Consider the following 20,812-nt stretch of genomic DNA (forward strand, 5'->3'; position numbering starts at 1 on the left):
GTTTATATATGGAACCAAGAGACATGTCGGTAATGGACCATATTGTGGAGTTAAGACGAAGAATTGTCATTACACTCGTTTTTTTCACAGTTGCCCTCATTGCCGGCTTCTTTTTTGCCACACCAGTTATTACGTATTTGCAAAGCACACCGACCGCTCAGGATTTACCGATGAACGCTTTTAAAATGACGGACCCGATCCGGATTTTTATGACGTTTGCATTTGCTAGTGCATTAATCTTAACATTCCCAGTGATTTTGTATCAGTTATGGGCATTCGTAAAGCCAGGTCTACATGAAATTGAGCAAAAGGCAACGCTTGCTTATATTCCTTTTGCCTTTATCCTATTTTTAACAGGGATTGCATTTTCATACTTTGTCCTGTTTCCCTTTATTGTTCAATTTATGAGCAATCTATCGGAAAAGCTTGGAATCACAGAACAATATGGAGTTAATGAATATTTTGCATTCTTGTTTCAGATTACATTACCATTTGGTGCACTATTCCAATTACCAGTTGTCATCATGTTCTTTACGAGACTTGGATTAATTACACCAATGTTCTTGAATCAGGTCCGTAAATTTGCGTATTTTATACTGCTGGTCGTCGCGGGATTTATTACCCCACCAGAACTGTTATCGCATTTAATGGTAACTGTCCCACTGTTACTTTTATATGAGTTTAGTATTTGGGTGTCACATTTAACCTACCGAAAAGTACTAAAGGCTGAAAAGCTACGAGAAGAAGAAAGTAAAAAGGAAGCGTAAAAAAGGCACAAATCCATAAAAGGATTTGTGCCTTTTCCGATTATTTCTGTGAGAAAAATCACACTTCAGCAAAAGATTGTGAAAGGTTGAACAAATGGTGAAACCTCCTTTAAAAGGCTAGCTAAAGCACTAAAAGGTGCTATACTAAGAGTGTAGAAAGATTGTGAAACAATTCACAATAAAACAAAAAAGCACTTATACTAAAAGGAGGAATTATCATGTTAGGACAATTTCTAAGACAAAATAAATTCATTGCTGGAGCGTTATTAGTGTTAAGGGTATATCTTGGTTGGTCATGGTTAACATCTGGTTGGGGCAAAGTAACTGGAGAATTTAATGCAGGAGGATTCTTGCAAGGAGCTGTAGCTAACCCAGTAGTTAAAGGAGAGGATGTCGTATATCCAACATATGTTGCCTTCCTAGAAAACTTCGCTATTCCAAATGCTGATCTCTTTAGTATCCTAGTAGCATGGGGAGAAGTACTTGTTGGTCTTGGTTTGATTCTAGGGGTATTCACATCAGTAGCTGCGTTCTTCGGAGTTGTCATGAATATGTCATTTCTACTAGCTGGAACAATCTCTACGAATCCATTGATGATTATGATTGCAATCTTCATCCTTGTGGCTGGAGCAAATGCAGGTAGATTTGGCGGAGACCGCTGGGTATTACCATACGTCAAACACTTGATTTTCAAAGACAAAGGAAATGCAGGCAATGATATTGAAAAGAATCAAAAGCTTAAAGAAGCATTTTAATAGAGAGGGTAGACTCCAAGGGATAATGATTCCTTGGAGTTTTTTTATGTTATCTTTTTTAGATCATGGTAAGATAAAAGTAAATACTTCGTAATGCGAAATGGTGTGAGAGAGATGAACGGATCAAAAAAGTGGATGGTTGTTGTAGCTGTACTATTAGGATCATTCACGATGATATTAAACAACAGTATGCTTAATCCTGCTGTGCCGCAGCTAATGACAGTTTTTAATTCAGATGCGGTAACGACGGGCTGGGTTATTACTATTTTCATGGTCACAACGGGGATGACGGTTCCAGTAACAGGTTATTTAGGTGACCGGTTTGGGAAGAAGAAATTATACTTACTTGGTTTGGTTATTTTTATCGCGGGCTCTTTGCTTGGTTCCTTATCCTGGAACATGTCTTCATTAATCATGTTTAGAGGCTTGCAAGGGATTGGTGGCGGGATTATGATGCCACTGTCGATGGCACTTATTTTTGAGGCGTTTCCGAAAAAGGAACGCGGATTAGCAACAGGGGTTTGGGGAATATCTGCGATGATGGCACCAACAGTTGGGCCTACATTTGGTGGCGTAATTCTTGAAACATTAAGCTGGCATTACCTCTTCCTCTGCAATGTGCCAATTGGCTTGCTAGGATTGTGGTTTGCTTATCGTTATTTGCCAACGACAAGTCCAAATAAGAAAGTGACCTTTGACCTTTACGGATTTCTTACGATTACATTTGGGGTTGGAATGATTTTGTACGCTCTAGGAAGAATGTCAGAATTAAGCCATTTGATAGAGCCGATTAATTTGATTCTTGTAGCCTTAGGGATCATTCTTTTATATGTATTTGTTGAAATTGAGTATAGGGTGGATCAACCACTATTAGATTTAGCTCTTTTTAAAGTCCCAGCCTACACGTATAGTACGGTGATTGCGGCGATTTCATCAATCGGGTTATTTGGAGCGATCTTTCTCGTTCCGATGTTAATTCAACAAGTGTTTGGACTAGATGCGATTACGACTGGGCTAATCTTTCTGCCATCTGCTCTGTTAACCGGTGTGTTCATGACCATCGGTGGACGAGTGTTAGATCGTAAAGGTTCATCTGGTGTGATTAGTACAGGGTTAATTATTGTAACAATTGGGACGTTTGCGTTAGGGTTTATTCGACTAGAAACCTCGCTAGCCTTTATCTTTATTTGGATGGCGATTCGTGGAATTGGAATGGGATTAAGTAGCATGCCCGCGACAACAACAGGGATGAATGCGATACCTAGTCACTTGGTCTCAAGAGGCTCAGCGATGAATAATGTTGTTAGACAAATGAGCTCAGCATTAGGAATTGTTTTTATTTCAATTTACTTTGAAGTAAGAAGAGGACAACTAATGGGTACACTCGGAACAATTGAGCAGGCTAGCTTGCAGGCAATAAATGAAGGATTTATTGCAATGGCTATCATTACGGCCGTAACGATTCCAGCAGGCTTTTTACTTGAGAAGCATTCAAAAAAGGAAAAGACTGATGTAAGTAAAGCTGCACAATAAAAGAAGGCTGACTAAATTGGGTTTACCAGTTAGTCAGCCTCTTTTGTTGTTAAAAAGAGTCATTTATCCTTTTTGTTTTGCTTTTGTATTTTTTTGATGATTTTGCGTAGTCGGTAAAAGCGAATGGCGATCATGAAATCAACGGTAGCGAAGGCGATAATTAAATAGGACCAGAAATTCCAACCCACCGTGCTAACATTTTGGATCGCAAAAAAGACAAGCAGGGCTCCAATTCCAAAATACAGGAGCGCCATCATCATTGGTGAAGCCCTCATAATAATCCCCCAATAATCAGTGATGTTTGTTGTTGAATCTCTTCTAATTGCTCTAACCATTCTGCGATTCGATCAGCAAATATGACTTGAACAAGTGAAACGAATAGATTGATCGATACGTGAGCAATAATAGGAACGATAATTCGTTTCGTTCTTACATATAGATAGGCAAATGCAAAGCCCATAGCTGTGTAAATGAGTAAATGGGTGAAATCCATATGAACTGCAGCAAAGATCAATGAACTTAAGATACCCGCAATCCAAAAGTTAAAACGTTTGTACAAGGACCCGAATATGACTAAGCGGAAAACAATTTCCTCAAGGATTGGCCCAATAATGGAAACAACAATCAAGAAGGCAGGAAAGGCTTTGGCATATTCGACGATCTGTGCGGTGTTCTCAGATCCAGGCTCTATTCCAAAGACATACATTTCAATTAATGCTGCAGCGTATTGTGCTGCAAAAACCATGAAAACCCCTATTATGATCCAACGAAAGGCCTCACCTCTTGAGGAGCGGTCTCTGACTAAATGCCTCTCATTCATATCCTTTCTTAATAGAAGTAAAATAACCAATAAGCCAAGTGTAAAGCTGATAATACTCCACATTCCTAATATTTGGTCGGTATCGACTCCTAACCAATGGAGAAGGAATTGTCCAGGTATGATCGAAAGTTGTGCTAATACATATGTAATTAAAATCCACCAATATCGTTTATTCAATGTGCTTGTCTCCTTCTTTGAAAAAAATTCCCATAACCTCTATTGCTCTAAAGATATCCTCTTTCCATTTTAGCATAGGTTTCTTTGAAGATTAAAAAGGAAGTCTTGAATAAATAGCGAATCATTTAGTAATGTGAATAAATTGGTTCGAACTGGATATCCTATAAAAGGTTTGGGTGATGATTAGTTGTCTATTTAGCGTATACGAATCCCTTTGTAAACATTCGTACTTTCTTTTGACAAATCACCTTAATGAAAGCTCGAATACAATTAGAATTATGAACAACAAGCAAAAAAAACAATGAATTTGACGAAAATTTCTTTTGCAAATGACTTGCAAATTTAAATCGATATGATTAATATAATAATTGTGTTAGCACTCGGAAGGAACGAGTGCTAATAAATAAAATAGTTCATATCTTGAAGGAGGGTGTTTTCCTTGTTAAAACCATTAGGTGATCGTATTGTAATTGAATTAATTGAATCTGAGGAAAAAACGGCAAGCGGGATTGTACTACCTGATTCTGCGAAGGAAAAGCCTCAAGAAGGAAAAGTAATTGCTGTCGGTACTGGTCGTGTTACAGACAACGGCGAGCGCGTAGCACTTGAAGTGAGTGAGGGAGATTCAGTTATTTATTCTAAGTACTCTGGTACTGAAGTGAAGTACGATGGTAAGGAATATTTAATTTTACGTGAGAGCGATGTTCTTGCGATTATCGGCTAAAACCCAAACGAGATTTTACATATAAAAAACCTAGGAGGTAGAAATCATGGCAAAGGATATTAAATTTAGCGAAGACGCACGTCGCTCAATGCTTCGTGGTGTAGATGCTTTGGCGAACGCTGTGAAAGTTACACTTGGACCAAAAGGACGTAATGTCGTTCTTGAGAAGAAGTTTGGTTCACCATTAATTACAAATGACGGTGTAACAATTGCAAAGGAAATCGAGCTTGAAGATGCATTTGAAAACATGGGTGCTAAGCTTGTAGCTGAAGTAGCTAGTAAGACAAATGATATCGCTGGTGATGGTACAACAACTGCAACGGTTCTTGCACAAGCAATGATCCGTGAAGGTCTTAAGAACGTAACATCTGGTGCAAACCCAATGGTTATTCGCAAAGGAATTGAAAAAGCAACAGCTGCTGCTGTAGAAGAGCTTAAAAAGATTTCTAAGCCAATCGAAGGAAAAGAATCAATTGCACAAGTTGCTTCTATTTCATCAGGTGATGAAACAGTTGGTTCAATTATTGCTGAAGCTATGGAACGCGTTGGAAACGACGGTGTTATCACAATTGAAGAATCTCGTGGATTCTCAACTGAGCTTGAAGTAGTTGAAGGTATGCAATTCGACCGTGGATATGCATCTCCATACATGGTAACAGACTCAGATAAGATGGAAGCTGTTCTAGAAAATCCATACATTCTGATCACAGATAAGAAGATCTCTAATATCCAAGAAGTTCTTCCTGTTCTTGAGCAAGTAGTTCAACAAGGTAAGCCAATCCTCATTATCGCAGAGGATGTTGAAGGCGAAGCTCTTGCAACGCTTGTTGTGAACAAACTACGTGGTACATTCAATGCTGTAGCTGTTAAGGCTCCAGGATTCGGTGACCGTCGTAAAGCAATGCTTGAAGACATTGCTACACTTACAGGTGGTGAAGTGATTACTGAAGACCTAGGTCTTGACCTTAAGTCTGCAAACCTTACTCAACTTGGTCGTGCTAGCAAGGTTGTCATTACAAAAGAAAATACAACGATTGTTGAAGGTGCTGGAGATACAGCTCAACTTGCAGCTCGTGTGAACCAAATTAAAGCACAGCTTGAAGAAACATCTTCTGAATTCGACAAAGAAAAGCTTCAAGAGCGTCTTGCTAAGCTTGCTGGTGGTGTAGCTGTTCTTAAAGTTGGTGCTGCAACTGAAACAGAAATGAAAGAACGCAAGCTTCGTATTGAAGATGCATTAAACTCAACTCGTGCAGCAGTTGAAGAAGGTATTGTAGCTGGTGGTGGTACTGCACTTGTGAACGTACTGAAAGCAGTTCAAGCAGTTGAAGCTGAAGGCGACGAAGCAACTGGTATTAACATCGTTCTTCGTGCACTTGAAGAGCCAGTTCGCCAAATTGCACATAACGCTGGCCTTGAAGGTTCAGTTATCGTTGAACGTCTAAAGAGTGAAGCAGTGGGCATTGGTTTCAATGCAGCAACTGGTGAATGGGTAAACATGGTTGAAGTCGGTATCGTAGACCCAACTAAGGTTACACGTTCTGCTCTACAACACGCTGCATCTGTATCAGCTATGTTCCTAACAACTGAAGCAGTTATCGCTGATAAGCCTGAAGAAGGCGGCGGCGGCATGCCTGATATGGGCGGCATGGGTGGAATGGGCGGCATGATGTAATCTGCCCCTTGAACCCTTGGTATATAAGGGTCCTATATTGACTTGCTAACAAAATGCTAACATAATATTAAAATTTGAGACTTCTCATTAGTTCTTTTAACTTATGAGAAGTCTTTTTCTTGTGCTTAATAACAAGAAACAAAATTTATAACATTTCATCAAATTACATCAATGATGCCAAAAGAGTTATTAGATAACGTAGGAAAAAACAATATTAGTTTCAACTTCTCGTTTGCCCTCGGTTTAAATTATCCGGTTTTCCAAATAGTTGTGTTCTGTTATAACCTCGATAACATATTGAAATCAAAAATTTTGCTAATTTTCGTTATAAGCCCCTTTCCTTTTACATAAAATTTACCAAATTTCAACAGTGTTCCTACATTTATTTTACAAACGTACCCTAAAGTGGGACTTGTAGGTTGAAAATATATAATAGAAAAGGAGAAATGAAAAGTATGAAAATTACGAAAAAAATCTCGATGGTACTACTAGCTACAGTGATAACTGCGGGTTCCCTTGAGCTTCCAGTTCTAGCTACTAGTCACGTTTCTGGTCAGGAGCATTTAAAACCTTCAAAGCCACAAGGGACTACTGAGGAAATAAATACAAGCCCTCCTGAAGCCGAGCAGCTATTTTCAGCAGTCGATCATGGAGGAAATGCTAATGATTCAATTCTAAAGAATATAGCTGCGACCAATCCATTTATAAGTATTTTAGATGGTTTTGACCAAGTCTGGTCTATGAATCAACCAGCTTGGAGAGATGGGACAGCGTTAACTGTACCTAATGAATATGATAAGGTTGCTAAATATGGTGACGGACCTACCGTTTATTTTGATGGATATAAAAATGATAAGACAAAGGTCGTAGCGGATAAGAAAACATATGCTAATGAAGAAATTAGAGATCCAAAGACTTGGAAAGCTAATATTAAGTATGTAGAAGAAGTTACTCAAAACAGAACGGATGAAGAGGAGTTAGCGGCCTATTATGATGACCAAAGAGATAAGATCTACAGTATGATGGAAGCTTACGGGCCTTTAGCGAACACCTATGTAGATATCGTTAACCCGATCACAAATGTTGTCAGATCACCAGAGGATATGAATGTAGTATTGGAAGAAGCGACTGTTGAGGATCAGAGCCAAGGAATGGGAATGGGGGGACAATGGCAGGAAACAGAACTAGCAGATGCTTTGGATTTAGTTGCTTTAATTAGATTTAGGAATCCTTCTTCCTCAAATCCTTCTAAGTACTTTTTCTCATCTCCAAGACCTTACAGAATAAATTCAAATGGAGAAGTGAAAGAAATTGTTGATGAGAATGGTTTAGCTAAATGGTCCACAATTGGTAGTGGTGAAAGTAAAGTAGAAGCATTACCTTCAGGCGGCAAAAAAGAAACGGGAGAAAGACATCACCAACAATACGAAACGAATGTAAAAGTAATTCCTGCGTTAGAATATGTAAAAAGAAAAGCGGAAGATGGGCGAGGGAAAGATGGAGCTTTTCCAAGCGGACATACAAGTGCAGCTTATTTGTCAACATTCGGATTTGCATACGCAACACCTGAAAGATATGCTGAATTTTTAACTAGAGCAGCTCAAATGGGAGAAAATAGAATAGTGACTGGGATGCACTCTCCACTTGATGTTATAGGAGCAAGAATACAATCAACTGCAATGACTGCCTATGCATACAACCTTGCAGAAAACCAAGAGGTATTGGATAAGGCTTACAAAAATGCTGGAAAGGTATTCGGTGAATTAGCTGAAGCAAAAGGAATGAGCTTGTATGAATATGCACATACGGTAACAGAGGATTATACGTTTGAAAGTGCATACGATGAACAAAAATGGGAAGATCATGAAGCCAATAAAGCATTCTACCGAGAGAAACTTACATACGGATTACCTCAAACGGGTGAAAAAGGTTTAGACCCTGTAGTACCTAAAGGTGCTGAAGTCTTATTGGAAACTCGTCAGCCTTATTTGACTGACAATCAACGTAGAGAAGTATTGTATACGACAGAAATTGAATCAGGCTACCCTGTAATAGACGAATCAAATGGTTGGGGAAGAATTGATTTGGTAACAGCAGCTGATGGATATGGTGCGTTTTTAAGCAATGTAACAGTGAACATGGATGCTTCAAAAGGAAGATTTAATGCCCATGATTGGTGGAGAAATGATATAACTGGCAGTGGCATGCTTACCAAGCAAGGGACAGGTACACTTACATTAACAGGAAGTAATAGTTATTCAGGAGGTACATTGCTGCAAGGAGGAACGTTAGAAGCGACTTCTACGACTGCTTTTGGTGAAGGCGACCTTTATGTAGAAAATGGCACAGTTTTAGTTAATGTAGAAGAACCTTTGAATGTAGATGGTAACTTTACAATGGAAGCTGGAAGCCTAGATATTGCAATGGATAATGACCCAACTCAATTAAGTGTAGATGGACTAGTTTACCTTGATGGTGGGGATCTGAATTTGGATCTTGCAAATTACGAAATAGACAAGTCTGCGAATATTACTTTAATGACTGCTGATAAGGTAACAGGTACATTTGATAAGGTAACTGCAGATGATTACGACGTAACTGTCACTTATGACAATAATAGTGTTGTTGCACATGTCACAGCAATCGATACTTCTGATCCAGTTTCACCGAATCCAGAAGTTCCTGGAAGCCCTGTTGATCCAGAAAGTCCAGAAAACCCAGAAAACCCTGTTGATCCAGAAAGTCCAGAAAATCCAGAAAATCCCGTTAACCCGGAAGATTCTGAAGATCGGGAAAACCCAGTCGGTCCAAAAGCTCCCGAGGACACAAAAGCTCCAAAGAAACAAACTAGTGTTGACAAAACGCAACAGCCTGTAACGAACGATGGGCAAAAACTACCGGAAACGGCTACTACGCATTATCAGTACTTATTAGCAGGGTTTTTACTCTTCTTAAGTGGTACGTTCTTCCTCTTCATGAGAAAAAGAAAAGCATTAAGTAAATAAATATATGAAAATACCAAACTGAGTAGAAAACCAAATCTCAAATGATTTGGTTTTTTCTTTATTTTGTATCGGTGTTAATAATGAATTACCTTGGTCAATAAGGGATTTGAAGTGGGTCTAACATCGAGATAATATTAGATTATACGTTGTATTTATGGAAAATAAAGAAACCCCACTTTCCTGGAGTGGGGTTTTTCTAAGTTTGATAGAGTGTCTAGTAGGCACTTTATTTTGCGATTGTCCTAAAAATTTAATGCCAATCGTTATTTTACGATAAACTTATTCATTTCCTTTTTAAGCCCATTGGCTCCTTGACTTAATAGTTCTGCTGAAGAAGCAATTTCTTCATTAGAAGCTGCTTGTTCTTCTACAGAGGCTGCTACTATTTGAACACTAGATGAAACTTGTTCCGTTCCACTGGAGATCACTCCAATAATTTCTCTAGTCTTCTTAGCTTTTTCATTCACTTCTAATGACCGACTATTGACGCTCTTTGATTGCTCACTAATCTCATGAACATATTGTACAATATGGTTAAAGGCTTCACCACTTTTATTCACCATAGTAGTACCTTCTTCAACCACTGCTGTTCCATTCTTAATTGAACTTACAGCACTAATAGTTTCCTTTTGAATTTCAGTTATCAATTTACTAATGCTACCAGCTGCTTCGCCTGATCCCTCAGCCAATTTTCGAACCTCCTCCGCTACCACAGCAAAGCCTTTACCAGCTTCGCCAGCACGTGCAGCTTCTATAGAAGCATTTAGGGCAAGTAGGTTAGTTTGTTCAGCTATCGACGTAATAAGGGACACAATTTGACTGATTTCTTTTGACTTATCACCGAGTGAATTAATGATCTCCGACGATTCTTTAACGGATGTTTCTATTAAAGACATTTTAGAGATAGTTTGCTCGATTAACTCAATTCCAGAGTTGGCTTGATCATTCGTTTCGTTTGCCAATTGATATACGGATTGAATTGAAGATGTAACGCTACTCATTTCAGCTACGACTAATTGTGATAATTGTTCTAGGTCTAAGATTTTATTTACTTGTTCATCTGAGCTTGAGGCAATTTCTTGGACAGCAATGGATATTTGATTCACTGATTCACTGGATTGTTCGGTACTGATTTTTAACTCCTCGGAGTATGTAGTAACATGTGTCGAGGTGTCATTTGCTTTTTCAATTACAGAATTTATGTTTCTTATCATTATGTTAAATGAGGTTGTTAAATGTCCTATTTCGTCTTTAGTCTTGTCTTGAATTTGAACAGTTAGATCCCCTTTTGATGCTTGTTGAATTGCGACTGAAATTTCACTAATTCTTTTAATAACTAAAACCCTTACAATTAAAACAATAACGAGTGTTGTAATTGCAAAAGAAACAAGATTACTTACAATAAGCCCCGCCACACCACCTATAAAACTGGATAAAAATACTTTAATTAATACCTCGGAGATTAAAGAAGTAATCATTAAACCAAGAATTACTCCCAAGATAACTTTCATAACTAGACTGCTTCGTAAACTAACATTTTTTGTTATGTTCTCGTTACTCATGTGCGCCCCTCATCCCATTTTTATCTTTTCGTCTATGTATCGGCTAATTCATTTGAAATCTTTAATTGGGGATTAAGAGCTAATTAGTGAATTTACTATGATAATGAATTTTGCTTCGAGAAAAGGTAAGGCTCTTATTCTAGTGTTGGGAGAGGCGCTGTTATTGTTTATATACTATTGACTTAACAAGCAAATAAAAACGTTGTAATCAACTATCTCGCCATAGATCTAGAATTTTAGACGTGATGGAAAATTGTTTAAGTATTTCTTTTGTGCTAAAGTATTGATATTTATTGGGTAAAGGGCGGTGTAGTATGCGTTACCAATATGAGCTAATAGATTATCAAGTGGATTTACCAATTAATATTTTCACACATACAGTAGAAAGTTTTCCTTATCACTGGCACGAAGCTACTGAAATCCTTTTCGTGCTTGAAGGTGAATTGGAAATCAGAGTGAATCAAGATAACTTCCATCTGAAAATGGGTGATATTTTCCTAGTAAATGACAATGAACTTCATTTTATCAACTCTAGGACATTTTTTGGTAAAACTCAGGTATTGGTTTTGCAATTTGATACAAGGTATTTTAAGAAATTTGGAATTGATGTAGAACAAAAAAGATTTTATTTGAACTCTAGTGAAGTTGAAGAAGGATCGATGTATGTTTTAGATGAAATAAAACATCTTCTCGCCAATATGATGGATCTGATATTAAACGGGAAACAACTCTATCACCTTAAGATTCAGATCATGTTATTAGATCTTTTAGTCATTCTTCTCGAACATTTTGAAATCCCTACAAAAACAAAGAAAAAACGAATGGAAGAAGATCAAAGACTTGTTGAAATACTTCAATTTATGAATAGTCATTGCATAGATTCACAATTTGGATTACAGGATATTGCAAGAGAGTTTTCATTGAATCCACATTATCTGTCGAGATATTTCAAATCAAATGTGGGGGTATCTCTAAAAAAATACTTAGATAATATGCGATTAAACAAATCATTGTTCACCTTACAGACAACAGAGGAAACAGTTACAGTAATAGCTCTTAAATTTGGGTTCCCGGACAGTAAAGCCTATTATAGAGTTTTCAAGGAAGTTTTAGGAATAACACCAATACAGTATCGAGAACAATATCGAACCGAGCTCAAAAAAGACAACACGGAGGATTATTTGAGCATCAACAGCAAAGAATCGTTCGGAAATCTATTCAAATATCTTGATCGTAAAAATAGTAACCAGTCCCCAATAGATAAGAATGAAACAACAACGATTGATGTTTCTAAATCAATGAAAAAACTCAATCGTTCTTTCACTAAATTAATGACTTTTGGGTTCGCTCCTCATGCCTTAAGAAAGGATTTCCATAACCAATTGAAACAGATTCAGAACGAAATAGGTTTTGAATATGTTCGCTTTCATGGGATTTTTTCAGACCAGCTCTTAGTATATAATGAGAAACCGGATGGATCCTATTATTTTAATTTTAACCACATCGATTCTCTTTTGGATAATTTGCTTGATGTCGGTTTAAAGCCTTTTATTGAAATTGGTTTTATGCCAAGAGATATGGCGAGTACCGAGGATAAGATATTTTGGTGGGATGCATATGTTTCACCTCCAAAGGATATGAAGAGATGGTTGAAATTACTTGATACCTTTTTCAGGCATTTAATTAATCGATACGGATTGCAAGCAGTTAGAACATGGTATTTTGAATTTTGGAACGAACCGGAAGTACAGTATTTTTGGAGCGGAACAAGACAGGAATTCTTCACCTTCTATGCTGAAACTTATAGATGCATTAAAACAATTGATTCTGAAATAAAAATTGGAGGATTTGGGATTATTGACTTTAGAAAGCATCAAAATTGGTTAGTTGATTTCGATGAATTTATGAAAAGTGAAAAGGTCGGCTTAGATTTCTTTTCTTTTCATGTTTATAATCTATCCAGAAATCCTTTGCAAAAGTCCAATCTATTGAAAACAATAGATGGTACTGAGGTAACAGGGGACGTTATACAAAAGCTGGGGGAATCTGGTGCGATTACGCTGGGAGATGAACATAATTTTTCTACATCTATTGACCAAATCGTGGAAAAATGCAAAGAATTAACGTCAATAAATAAAGAACTATGGATAACGGAATGGAACGCAAATAGTGATAGCAGGGACTTGGTACATGACACCTGTTATATGGGAACCTTTATCATTAAAAATGTTATTGAAAACAGTGAAAAAGTAAAAGGGATGGGATTTTGGACATTTACAGACATATTTGACGAGTTTCAATTGGAGCAGCCGCTCTTCCACGGGGGATTTGGATTGATGACCTATAATGGGATTAAGAAGGCAGGGTATCATGCATTTTTCTTCTTAAGCAAGCTCGGTGAAGATCTAGTATTAAAGAAAGAAAATATGATTGTAACAAGACGGGGAGAAGATTATCAAATCCTCTTATTCAATTACATTCATCCAAATCAATTATACAGAAGGTTTGATTACTCACAATTATCGCCAACTAGCCGCTATAAGGTTTTTGAAAATGAATATGTTAAGTCATTTGAATTATCAATAGAAAACCTTCATGGTGACTATATAATTAAAAAGAAGTTTGTCAACAGGCAGCAGGGGTCCTCCTATGACGCTTGGGTAGACATGGGGGCACCTATTGACCTGGACAAAGATACGATGAAATATATTAAAGGGAAGGCAGAACCTGGAGTTAAAATAGAATATAAATCCATACAAAATAAGTATAGTCTGCAAACCTCTTTGCAGCCACATGAAATACAATTATTTGAGATCAAGCGTCGCTATTAATCAATGTTGAATACGCTAGGTAATTCAATAAAAAAAATGGACATTGCCCTATTTATGGCAATGTCCATTTTTTTAAGAAGTCAATAATCGGAACAGTATTTCTTAAATAATGGAATGTATTTGGTTGAACTGGATTGTATATTTGGATAACGGTAGAAAACTACTCTATCAAACAATTGATTTTATATATCTTGATAACAGATTAAGAGAGGGGATGAGAAGAAAAAGATTGTGTCGCTAATTTAGATAATATTGTAATGATAGCAAAGACTCAAAGACCATTCTTTTATAAATAAATGGAAACGTTGTCTTGTTACTCTATATAAAAAGTTACTTTGATAATGCATCTAAAGCAAATACTTGGAGGTAAAAACCATGGTTGAGTACTTTAAAAAAAGAAAAGCTAAGAAACAAGAAATTATTCAACGTGTAAAGGAAGACAAGGCTAAGCGTAAAGAAAGAAAGCAAGAAATTACCGCATTGCCAGAATCAGAACGCAAGGCACAAATTGAAAGCGATAAGCTTTTGCGAAAAGAGCAGAAACAAGAAAGAAAGCAAGAATTGAAATCATTAAGCCGTAAAGAAAGAAAAGAAGCAAAAAAAGAAGCGAAAATGTATAAGAAAATAAAAAATAGACCAAGGCGGATCGCGGGTTGGTCAGCTGTTGCCGCACTGTTATTAATAGTAATTGTCACTACAGGACCGACTGTTGTAAGCGTACTTGATAATGTGACAGGTAAACATATTACGATTGATACAACAAGTACAGAAGCTATCAAAGCGAGAGAAGCTGCTGATGTTGTTTCAGAAGAGATTGCGAATGAAGGATTAGTATTATTAAAGAATGAAAATAACTCCTTGCCATTAACAGATAACAAAATTAATGTATTTGGCTCTACTGCGTTCACTTTTAAATACGCTGGCGGTGGGTCTGGTGCATCAGACCAAACTCGTGCTGTCAGTTTATTTGATGCACTTAAGAATGCAGGCGTTGAATATAATCAGGAACTGTATGATTACTATATGGGATTGCCAGAATTAGAAGAAAAGACAGGGAATTCAGATACTGGTGTTGTTCAAGTCATTAAAGGAATGTTAAGTAGCGGTGAGCCAGCTGGTGAACCAGATATAACTGATACTACACTTGCCCAAGCGAAAGATTACTCTGAAAATGCAATGATTATTATTCAAAGTGACGCTGTAGAAGCTTCAGATGTGAGTATAGAACAATTACAGTTGTCAGATGAAATGCATAATTTAGTTGAAAAAGTCGCAAATAACTTCAGTAACGTTACAATTGTCGTCAATGCTGGTAATACGTTGGAATTAGGGTTTGTTGAAGAATATCCAAGTATTCAGTCTGTTATTTGGGTTGGAACACCTGGACCATTTGGAACAAACTCTCTTGCAAAGGCATTATCAGGTGAATTAAATCCTTCTGGACGTATTACTGATACGTATGTTTATGATATTACATCTTCACCAGCGAGTGAAAACTTTGGTGACTATAAATATGAAAATTTAGATAAAGCTTACCTTAACTACGAAGAAGGCATTTATGTGGGGTACAGATTTTATGAAACTTTCTATCAAGGAAATGAAGAAGGCTACAATCAAACAGTTCAATTTCCTTTTGGATCTGGTCTAAGTTATACAACATTTGATTGGAATATAGTTAACCAAGAATTAAACAGTGATTCTATTGAATTGCAAGTTGAAGTGACGAATACAGGTGAAGTAGCTGGTAAGGACGTAATTCAAGTTTATTATACTCCTCCTTATACACCAGGTGGGATTGAGAAATCTGCCATCAATTTAGCTACATTTGAAAAAACAAAATCACTAGAGCCAGGAGAGTCTGAGGTAGTAACTATTCAGTATGGTACGAGAGAAATGGCTTCTTACGATATGGTAAATGAGAACTATATTTTAGAAAATGGAACATACCAAATTAAACTTGGTAAAAATGTTCATGAAATTGATAGCGCAGTAAACTTTGAATTATCTCAGGATATTGTATATCAAACAGATGATGCTACAGGAACAGAATACAAAAATCGTTTTACTCAATCAGAAAACGAGTTAACCGTTCTTTCTCGTAATGATTGGGAGGGAACCTATCCATCAGATGAAGATGATATAAAAGTTGCAACTGATAAGATTATCGAAAGAGTGCAAGGACATGAATATAATGATGACGTAGAAATGCCTACGACAGGTGCTGACAATGGCCTTAAATTGGAAGACCTAAAAGGGTTAGATTATGAGGATCCTTTATGGGATGAATTCTTAGACCAATTGACTGTTGATCAAATGATTAATTATGTAACAGATGCAGCTTATCATACAATTGAAATTGAGGAACTGGGTATTCCAAACACCGTGTTAATGGATGGACCTGCTGGATTTAGCTTTTTCTTTAAGCAATTTGAAGCGGGTGCTTACCCAACAGAAATTGTTATGGCATCCACATGGAATAAAGATTTAGCGTACAAAATGGGTGAAACGATTGGACAAGAAGCAAAAGCTTACGGAATTCACGGTTGGTACGCACCGGCTCTTAATATTCATCGTACGCCACAAGGTGGTAGAAACTTCGAGTATATGTCAGAAGACCCTGTATTAAACGGCATTATTGGTAGCGGTATGGCGAAAGGTGCAGAGGACCAAGATGTTACAGTATACATGAAACATTTTATAATGAATGAGCAAGAAACGAATGCACGCTCTGGGATTCTAGTATGGTCAAATGAGCAAGCGATGCGAGAAATTCACCTACGTCCTTTTGAAATGACTGTAAAAGAGGCTGATGTAACTGGTGCAATGTCTAGTTTTACCTATATTGATGGGAAATGGGCGAATCCGGAATTGCTAAATGGAATGCTGAGAGATGAATGGGGATTTGAAGGAGTAGTATCTTCAGATGCGGTGTTCGGATTCATGGAACCACAAAAAGCCATTACATCTGGTAATGATTTAATGTTAGATATTTTATCAGTTACCAAGAACAGAGATCTCTTAGAAGAAGCATATGATGAACGTCCAGAAGCGATTACAGTTGGACTTCGAAATAGCATGCATAATGCACTATATGCAACACTCAAAACGCATATTTTTAACTAAACTTGATAGAGTGAGAAGGCGGACTTAGTCCGCCTTCTTACAATTAATAACTTTTGGGCGGTGTAGAATGAAACATTCAGATATAATTAAACAAATGACTTTGGAAGAGAAAGCTTCCCTCATGTCCGGAAAAAACTTTTGGAATACCAAAGCCATAGAACGACTTGGTATTCCATCCATCATGCTAACCGATGGACCACATGGACTGCGTAAACAAGGTGGAAAAGCAGATCATTTAGGACTAAACAAAAGTTTACCAGCAACTTGCTACCCAACAGCAGCAACACTAGCAAATAGTTGGGATAAGTCACTTGCATATGGTGTTGGGCAAGATATTGGTAAGGAAGCTCGCAGTGAAAAAGTAAGTGTCTTACTTGGACCTGGTTTAAATATTAAACGGAATCCATTATGCGGGCGTAATTTTGAATATTTCTCTGAAGACCCATACCTAACGGGTGAACTCGCTAGTGAAATGGTCAAAGGAATTCAGTCAAATGGTATTTCAGCTTGCCCAAAGCATTATGCTGTTAATAGTCAGGAACATATGCGAATGACAATTGACGAAATTGTAGATGAACGTTCGCTTAGAGAAATTTATTTAACAGGGTTTGAAAAAGTTGTAAAAGAGAGCAATCCTTATACGATGATGTCTTCTTATAACAAGGTGAATGGTGAATTTGCAAATGAAAATCAACATTTAGCTAATGATATTTTGTATTCTGAATGGGGATTTGACGGGGTTATTGTAACTGACTGGGGAGGAAATAATGACCGTATTGCTGGGTTAAAGGCTCATAATCAGTTAGAAATGCCATCAACTAACGGAATTACAGATAGAGAAATTGTTGATGCAATAAATGCAGGAACATTAGATGAATCAATATTGGATGAAGCAGTAGATCAATTGCTATCGCTAATATATAAAGTTCGTTTAGATGATAAAGAATCAGTAGAAGTAGATTATGAAGAGCACAATAATAAGGCAGTGGAAGCTGCTCGTCAATCTATCGTGCTGCTCAAGAATGAGAATAGTATTCTGCCACTTAAAGCGGGAACGAAAGTAGCAGTTGTTGGTGATTTTGCAAAAAATCCAAGATACCAAGGTGCTGGAAGTTCATTAATTAATCCTTATAAATTAAGTAATCCCCTTGATAGCCTCCAAAATTCCTCGTTGAGTATAGCTGGATACGCTCAAGGCTATAAGCGTATGGGAGGGAAGAGTAATAAATTAATGCAAGAAGCAATCAGTCTTGGGAAGTCTGCTGAAGTAGTGCTTTTATTTATTGGTCTTGATGAAAGCAAAGAAGCAGAAGGGGTTGATAGAGAGGATTTAAAACTAGCTGAAAATCAATTAGAACTTGTTGAAGCTCTAGTAAAGGTAAACAAGAATGTTGTTGTTGTTTTATCTGGAGGTGGAGCACTTGAATTACCATTTGCAGATAATGTACAAGGAATGATACACACATATCTTTCGGGACAAGGTGGCGGAGATGCAGTAGCTGATATATTACTTGGTAAACACAATCCAAGTGGGAAACTAAGTGAAACATTCCCAATTTGTTACACTGATGTTCCTTCCTCGGCGTACTATCCTGGTCATCAAGCCACAAGTGAACATAAAGAAGGACTGTTCATTGGCTACAGATATTTTGAAACCGCAAATGTACCTGTGCGTTACCCATTTGGATATGGTCTGTCTTATACTACATTCGAATATAGTGACATTGTCATTGATGGCTTAACTGTAAGCTTTGATCTGACAAATACAGGTGAAGTTGCTGGTGCAGAAATTGCTCAATTGTATATTGAAAAGGTAAATTCGGCAATTTTTCGTTCGAACAAGGAATTGAAAGGCTTTGATAAAGTACACTTGGAACCGGGTGAAACGAAGCGAGTGGTACTAACATTAACAAAACGAGATTTCTCTTACTATAATCCTGAAATCAAGGACTGGGAGATTGAATCGGGGACCTACAAAATTCAAGTAGGTAGTTCAATTCAAGACATTCGTCTAGAGGGAACAGTTGAGATGGCTGGTGTCTCTCCATCGGTATTCTTAAAAACTGATTTCCCTCACTACGGAACGGCATATATAAAGGATGTCCCAGATTCAGAATTTGAGAAATTATTAGGAAGAGAACTCCCGCAGAAAAACTGGGATCTTAATAAAGACTTAGGAATGAATGACACGATTAATCAAGCTCAGCATAAGAATTGGTTAGGGAAACTACTATATAATTCTATTATGATCGTTCATTTTTCTCTTAAAAAGATGGGGAAACCATTAACAGCAAACAACGTGTACTTTATTATTAACATGCCGTTTAGGCAAATTGACCGCTTTACAGGTGGAAAAGTGAGTAAAAAAAATGTTGAGAGCTTTTTGCGTTGGATTAATCGATAAGTTTTAACCTAAAGAAATTATTACTTCACCAAACAAAGACCAACGATTTGGTCAAAGAAGTCTGCGATTACCATCTAATCCATGTTGACTGCTTTTCGCAATTAAGAAAATCGATGCAGGTTAAGTGATTGTGTTTCAGAGGCTTATTTCGTCCATTGACTTTCATTGTGAGGTGAATTCAAGTAGGCTTTTCATAAGTTTATGAACTTATGAAAGGCTTTTTTCATCTTTTATCTAACGTGAAGCACGCAGTTAATAGGCGGTGAACATCGGAGTTTTATAGTGTGTTATTGAAAAAGGGGGAAAATCAAATTGGATAAACGATTTGGATGGGCATATATTGGAAGTGGAAGTATCGCACAGAAAACCGCCAAACAAATACTGGGTACAGGTGACCATAAGATTGTATCAGTTTGGTCTCATCACAAAGAAAACGCAGATACATTTGCTAAGAAATATAATTGTTTAGCATTTGAAAACATGGAAGATGCGATACGCACGCAAGGGGTAGAAGGTGTTTACATAGCAACACCACACACTGCCCATTTTAACAATGCATTGCTAGCATTAAAATGCCAAAAACCTGTTTTGATAGAAAAGCCAATCACAGTAAATACAAAGGAATTAGAGATACTATTAGAATACGCAACCAAACAAAACTTGTATATAGGGGAAGCTATGTGGACGAAATTCAATCCATTAGCTAAATTTATCAACGAGTATGTTGAAGCGGGTAATATAGGTGATATTTTAGAGTTTGATGCTAGTTTCTGTGTTTGGTCTCCAAGAAGAAAAAGAGTGATCAGACCTGAGTTAGGAGGGGGAGCTCTACTTGATTTAGGAGTTTACCCTATAACATACAGTCATATGCTACTTGGAAAGCCATCAGCTATTGATGCCAAAACGAAATTAAACAAATTTGGTGTGGATGGTGATGATAAAATTAAACTAACTAATAAAAATAATTCAGTAAGTACTATATCAACTTCCATTTTTAAATACAGCAGTATCCAGGCAAATATAATAGGAACTAAGGGTAAAATCAAGGTGCCTAATTTCTTTTCTGGTAACAAAGCAACTATAATATCTAATGGAAAAAAGACTGTCTATAAAACAGGTAGTAGTAGTTATACCTATCAATTTAATAAGGTAGCACAGGATATTAGGCTAGGTAAATTAGAAAGTGAAGAGGTACAGCATAAAGATAGTCTAGAAATAATGGAAATAATGGATGAATGTCGAAAGCAATTTGGTGTCTATTACGAAAATGATAGGGCCTAAAGACAAAATATTAGCGGGGCTTCTCATAGGTTCATTGGACTTTTGAGAGGCTTCTTTTTGGATTCCAGAAGTAACTCTGGTAAAAGCTGATTTATCAGGATACGAAATTAATTTTTTTACTCCCAATGTACTTGTATAAACAAGTGAACTAAAAC

The 20,812-nt window shown here is 37.1% G+C and carries 13 protein-coding genes; 10 read left to right on the forward strand and 3 right to left on the reverse strand.

The window, feature by feature from the left end; all coding sequences use genetic code 11:
* Window positions 1–8 precede the first annotated feature (8 nt).
* The 3 genes from tatC to J7W16_RS17910 all read left to right on the forward strand — a co-directional run bounded on the left by tatC (window position 9) and on the right by J7W16_RS17910 (window position 3,055).
* Window positions 9–767 (forward strand): twin-arginine translocase subunit TatC, encoded by a 759-nt coding sequence (gene tatC / locus J7W16_RS17900; RefSeq protein ID WP_210598856.1) that lies wholly within the window; start codon window positions 9–11, stop codon window positions 765–767.
* Window positions 768–985: 218 nt separating this feature from the next.
* On the forward strand, window positions 986–1,522 hold the full coding sequence (locus J7W16_RS17905; RefSeq protein ID WP_210598857.1) for a DoxX family protein: 537 nt from the start codon (window positions 986–988) through the stop codon (window positions 1,520–1,522).
* Between the two features lie 93 nt (window positions 1,523–1,615).
* The gene (locus tag J7W16_RS17910; RefSeq protein ID WP_210598858.1) at window positions 1,616–3,055 is read left to right on the forward strand and encodes an MDR family MFS transporter; all 1,440 of its coding nucleotides are present in this window, start codon (window positions 1,616–1,618) and stop codon (window positions 3,053–3,055) included.
* Between the two features lie 59 nt (window positions 3,056–3,114).
* Here J7W16_RS17910 and J7W16_RS17915 read toward each other — a convergent pair whose 3' ends face one another.
* Entirely contained in the window at window positions 3,115–3,330 is a 216-nt protein-coding gene (locus J7W16_RS17915) for a YdiK family protein (RefSeq protein ID WP_210598859.1), read from the reverse strand.
* On the reverse strand, window positions 3,327–4,052 hold the full coding sequence (locus J7W16_RS17920) for a CPBP family intramembrane glutamic endopeptidase (RefSeq protein ID WP_210598860.1): 726 nt from the start codon (window positions 4,050–4,052) through the stop codon (window positions 3,327–3,329). Before J7W16_RS17920 ends, J7W16_RS17915 begins: the two co-directional genes overlap by 4 nt.
* Window positions 4,053–4,491: 439 nt before the next feature.
* Here J7W16_RS17920 and groES point away from each other — a divergent pair, with 439 nt between their 5' ends.
* From groES to J7W16_RS17935, 3 genes are all read left to right on the forward strand, one after another.
* The gene (gene groES, locus J7W16_RS17925) at window positions 4,492–4,776 is read left to right on the forward strand and encodes a co-chaperone GroES (RefSeq protein WP_210598861.1); all 285 of its coding nucleotides are present in this window, start codon (window positions 4,492–4,494) and stop codon (window positions 4,774–4,776) included.
* A gap of 46 nt (window positions 4,777–4,822) precedes the next feature.
* A complete protein-coding gene (gene groL, locus J7W16_RS17930; RefSeq protein WP_210598862.1) occupies window positions 4,823–6,451 on the forward strand; it encodes a chaperonin GroEL in 1,629 nt (542 codons plus the stop codon).
* A 455-nt stretch (window positions 6,452–6,906) separates the two neighbouring features.
* On the forward strand, window positions 6,907–9,456 hold the full coding sequence (locus tag J7W16_RS17935; protein ID WP_246880098.1) for a phosphatase PAP2 family protein: 2,550 nt from the start codon (window positions 6,907–6,909) through the stop codon (window positions 9,454–9,456).
* A 263-nt stretch (window positions 9,457–9,719) separates the two neighbouring features.
* Here the strand turns inward: J7W16_RS17935 and J7W16_RS17940 are convergent, their stop codons facing one another.
* Window positions 9,720–11,018 (reverse strand): methyl-accepting chemotaxis protein, encoded by a 1,299-nt coding sequence (locus J7W16_RS17940; protein WP_210598864.1) that lies wholly within the window; start codon window positions 11,016–11,018, stop codon window positions 9,720–9,722.
* A gap of 314 nt (window positions 11,019–11,332) precedes the next feature.
* On the opposite strand from J7W16_RS17940, the gene J7W16_RS17945 reads away from it, so the two are divergent.
* From J7W16_RS17945 to J7W16_RS17960, 4 genes are all read left to right on the forward strand, one after another.
* On the forward strand, window positions 11,333–13,849 hold the full coding sequence (locus J7W16_RS17945) for a GH39 family glycosyl hydrolase (protein ID WP_210598865.1): 2,517 nt from the start codon (window positions 11,333–11,335) through the stop codon (window positions 13,847–13,849).
* A gap of 375 nt (window positions 13,850–14,224) precedes the next feature.
* Window positions 14,225–16,972, forward strand: a complete 2,748-nt coding sequence (locus J7W16_RS17950) for a glycoside hydrolase family 3 N-terminal domain-containing protein (RefSeq protein ID WP_210598866.1) — start codon at window positions 14,225–14,227, stop codon at window positions 16,970–16,972.
* Between the two features lie 67 nt (window positions 16,973–17,039).
* Window positions 17,040–19,376 (forward strand): glycoside hydrolase family 3 C-terminal domain-containing protein, encoded by a 2,337-nt coding sequence (locus J7W16_RS17955; protein ID WP_210598867.1) that lies wholly within the window; start codon window positions 17,040–17,042, stop codon window positions 19,374–19,376.
* A gap of 312 nt (window positions 19,377–19,688) precedes the next feature.
* A complete protein-coding gene (locus J7W16_RS17960; protein WP_210598868.1) occupies window positions 19,689–20,657 on the forward strand; it encodes a Gfo/Idh/MocA family protein in 969 nt (322 codons plus the stop codon).
* The last annotated feature ends 155 nt before the right edge of the window (window positions 20,658–20,812 follow it).

The sequence above is a fragment of the Halalkalibacter suaedae genome (genome assembly GCF_017939705.1).
Taxonomy (GTDB): Bacteria; Bacillota; Bacilli; order Bacillales; family Bacillaceae_D; genus Halalkalibacter; species Halalkalibacter suaedae.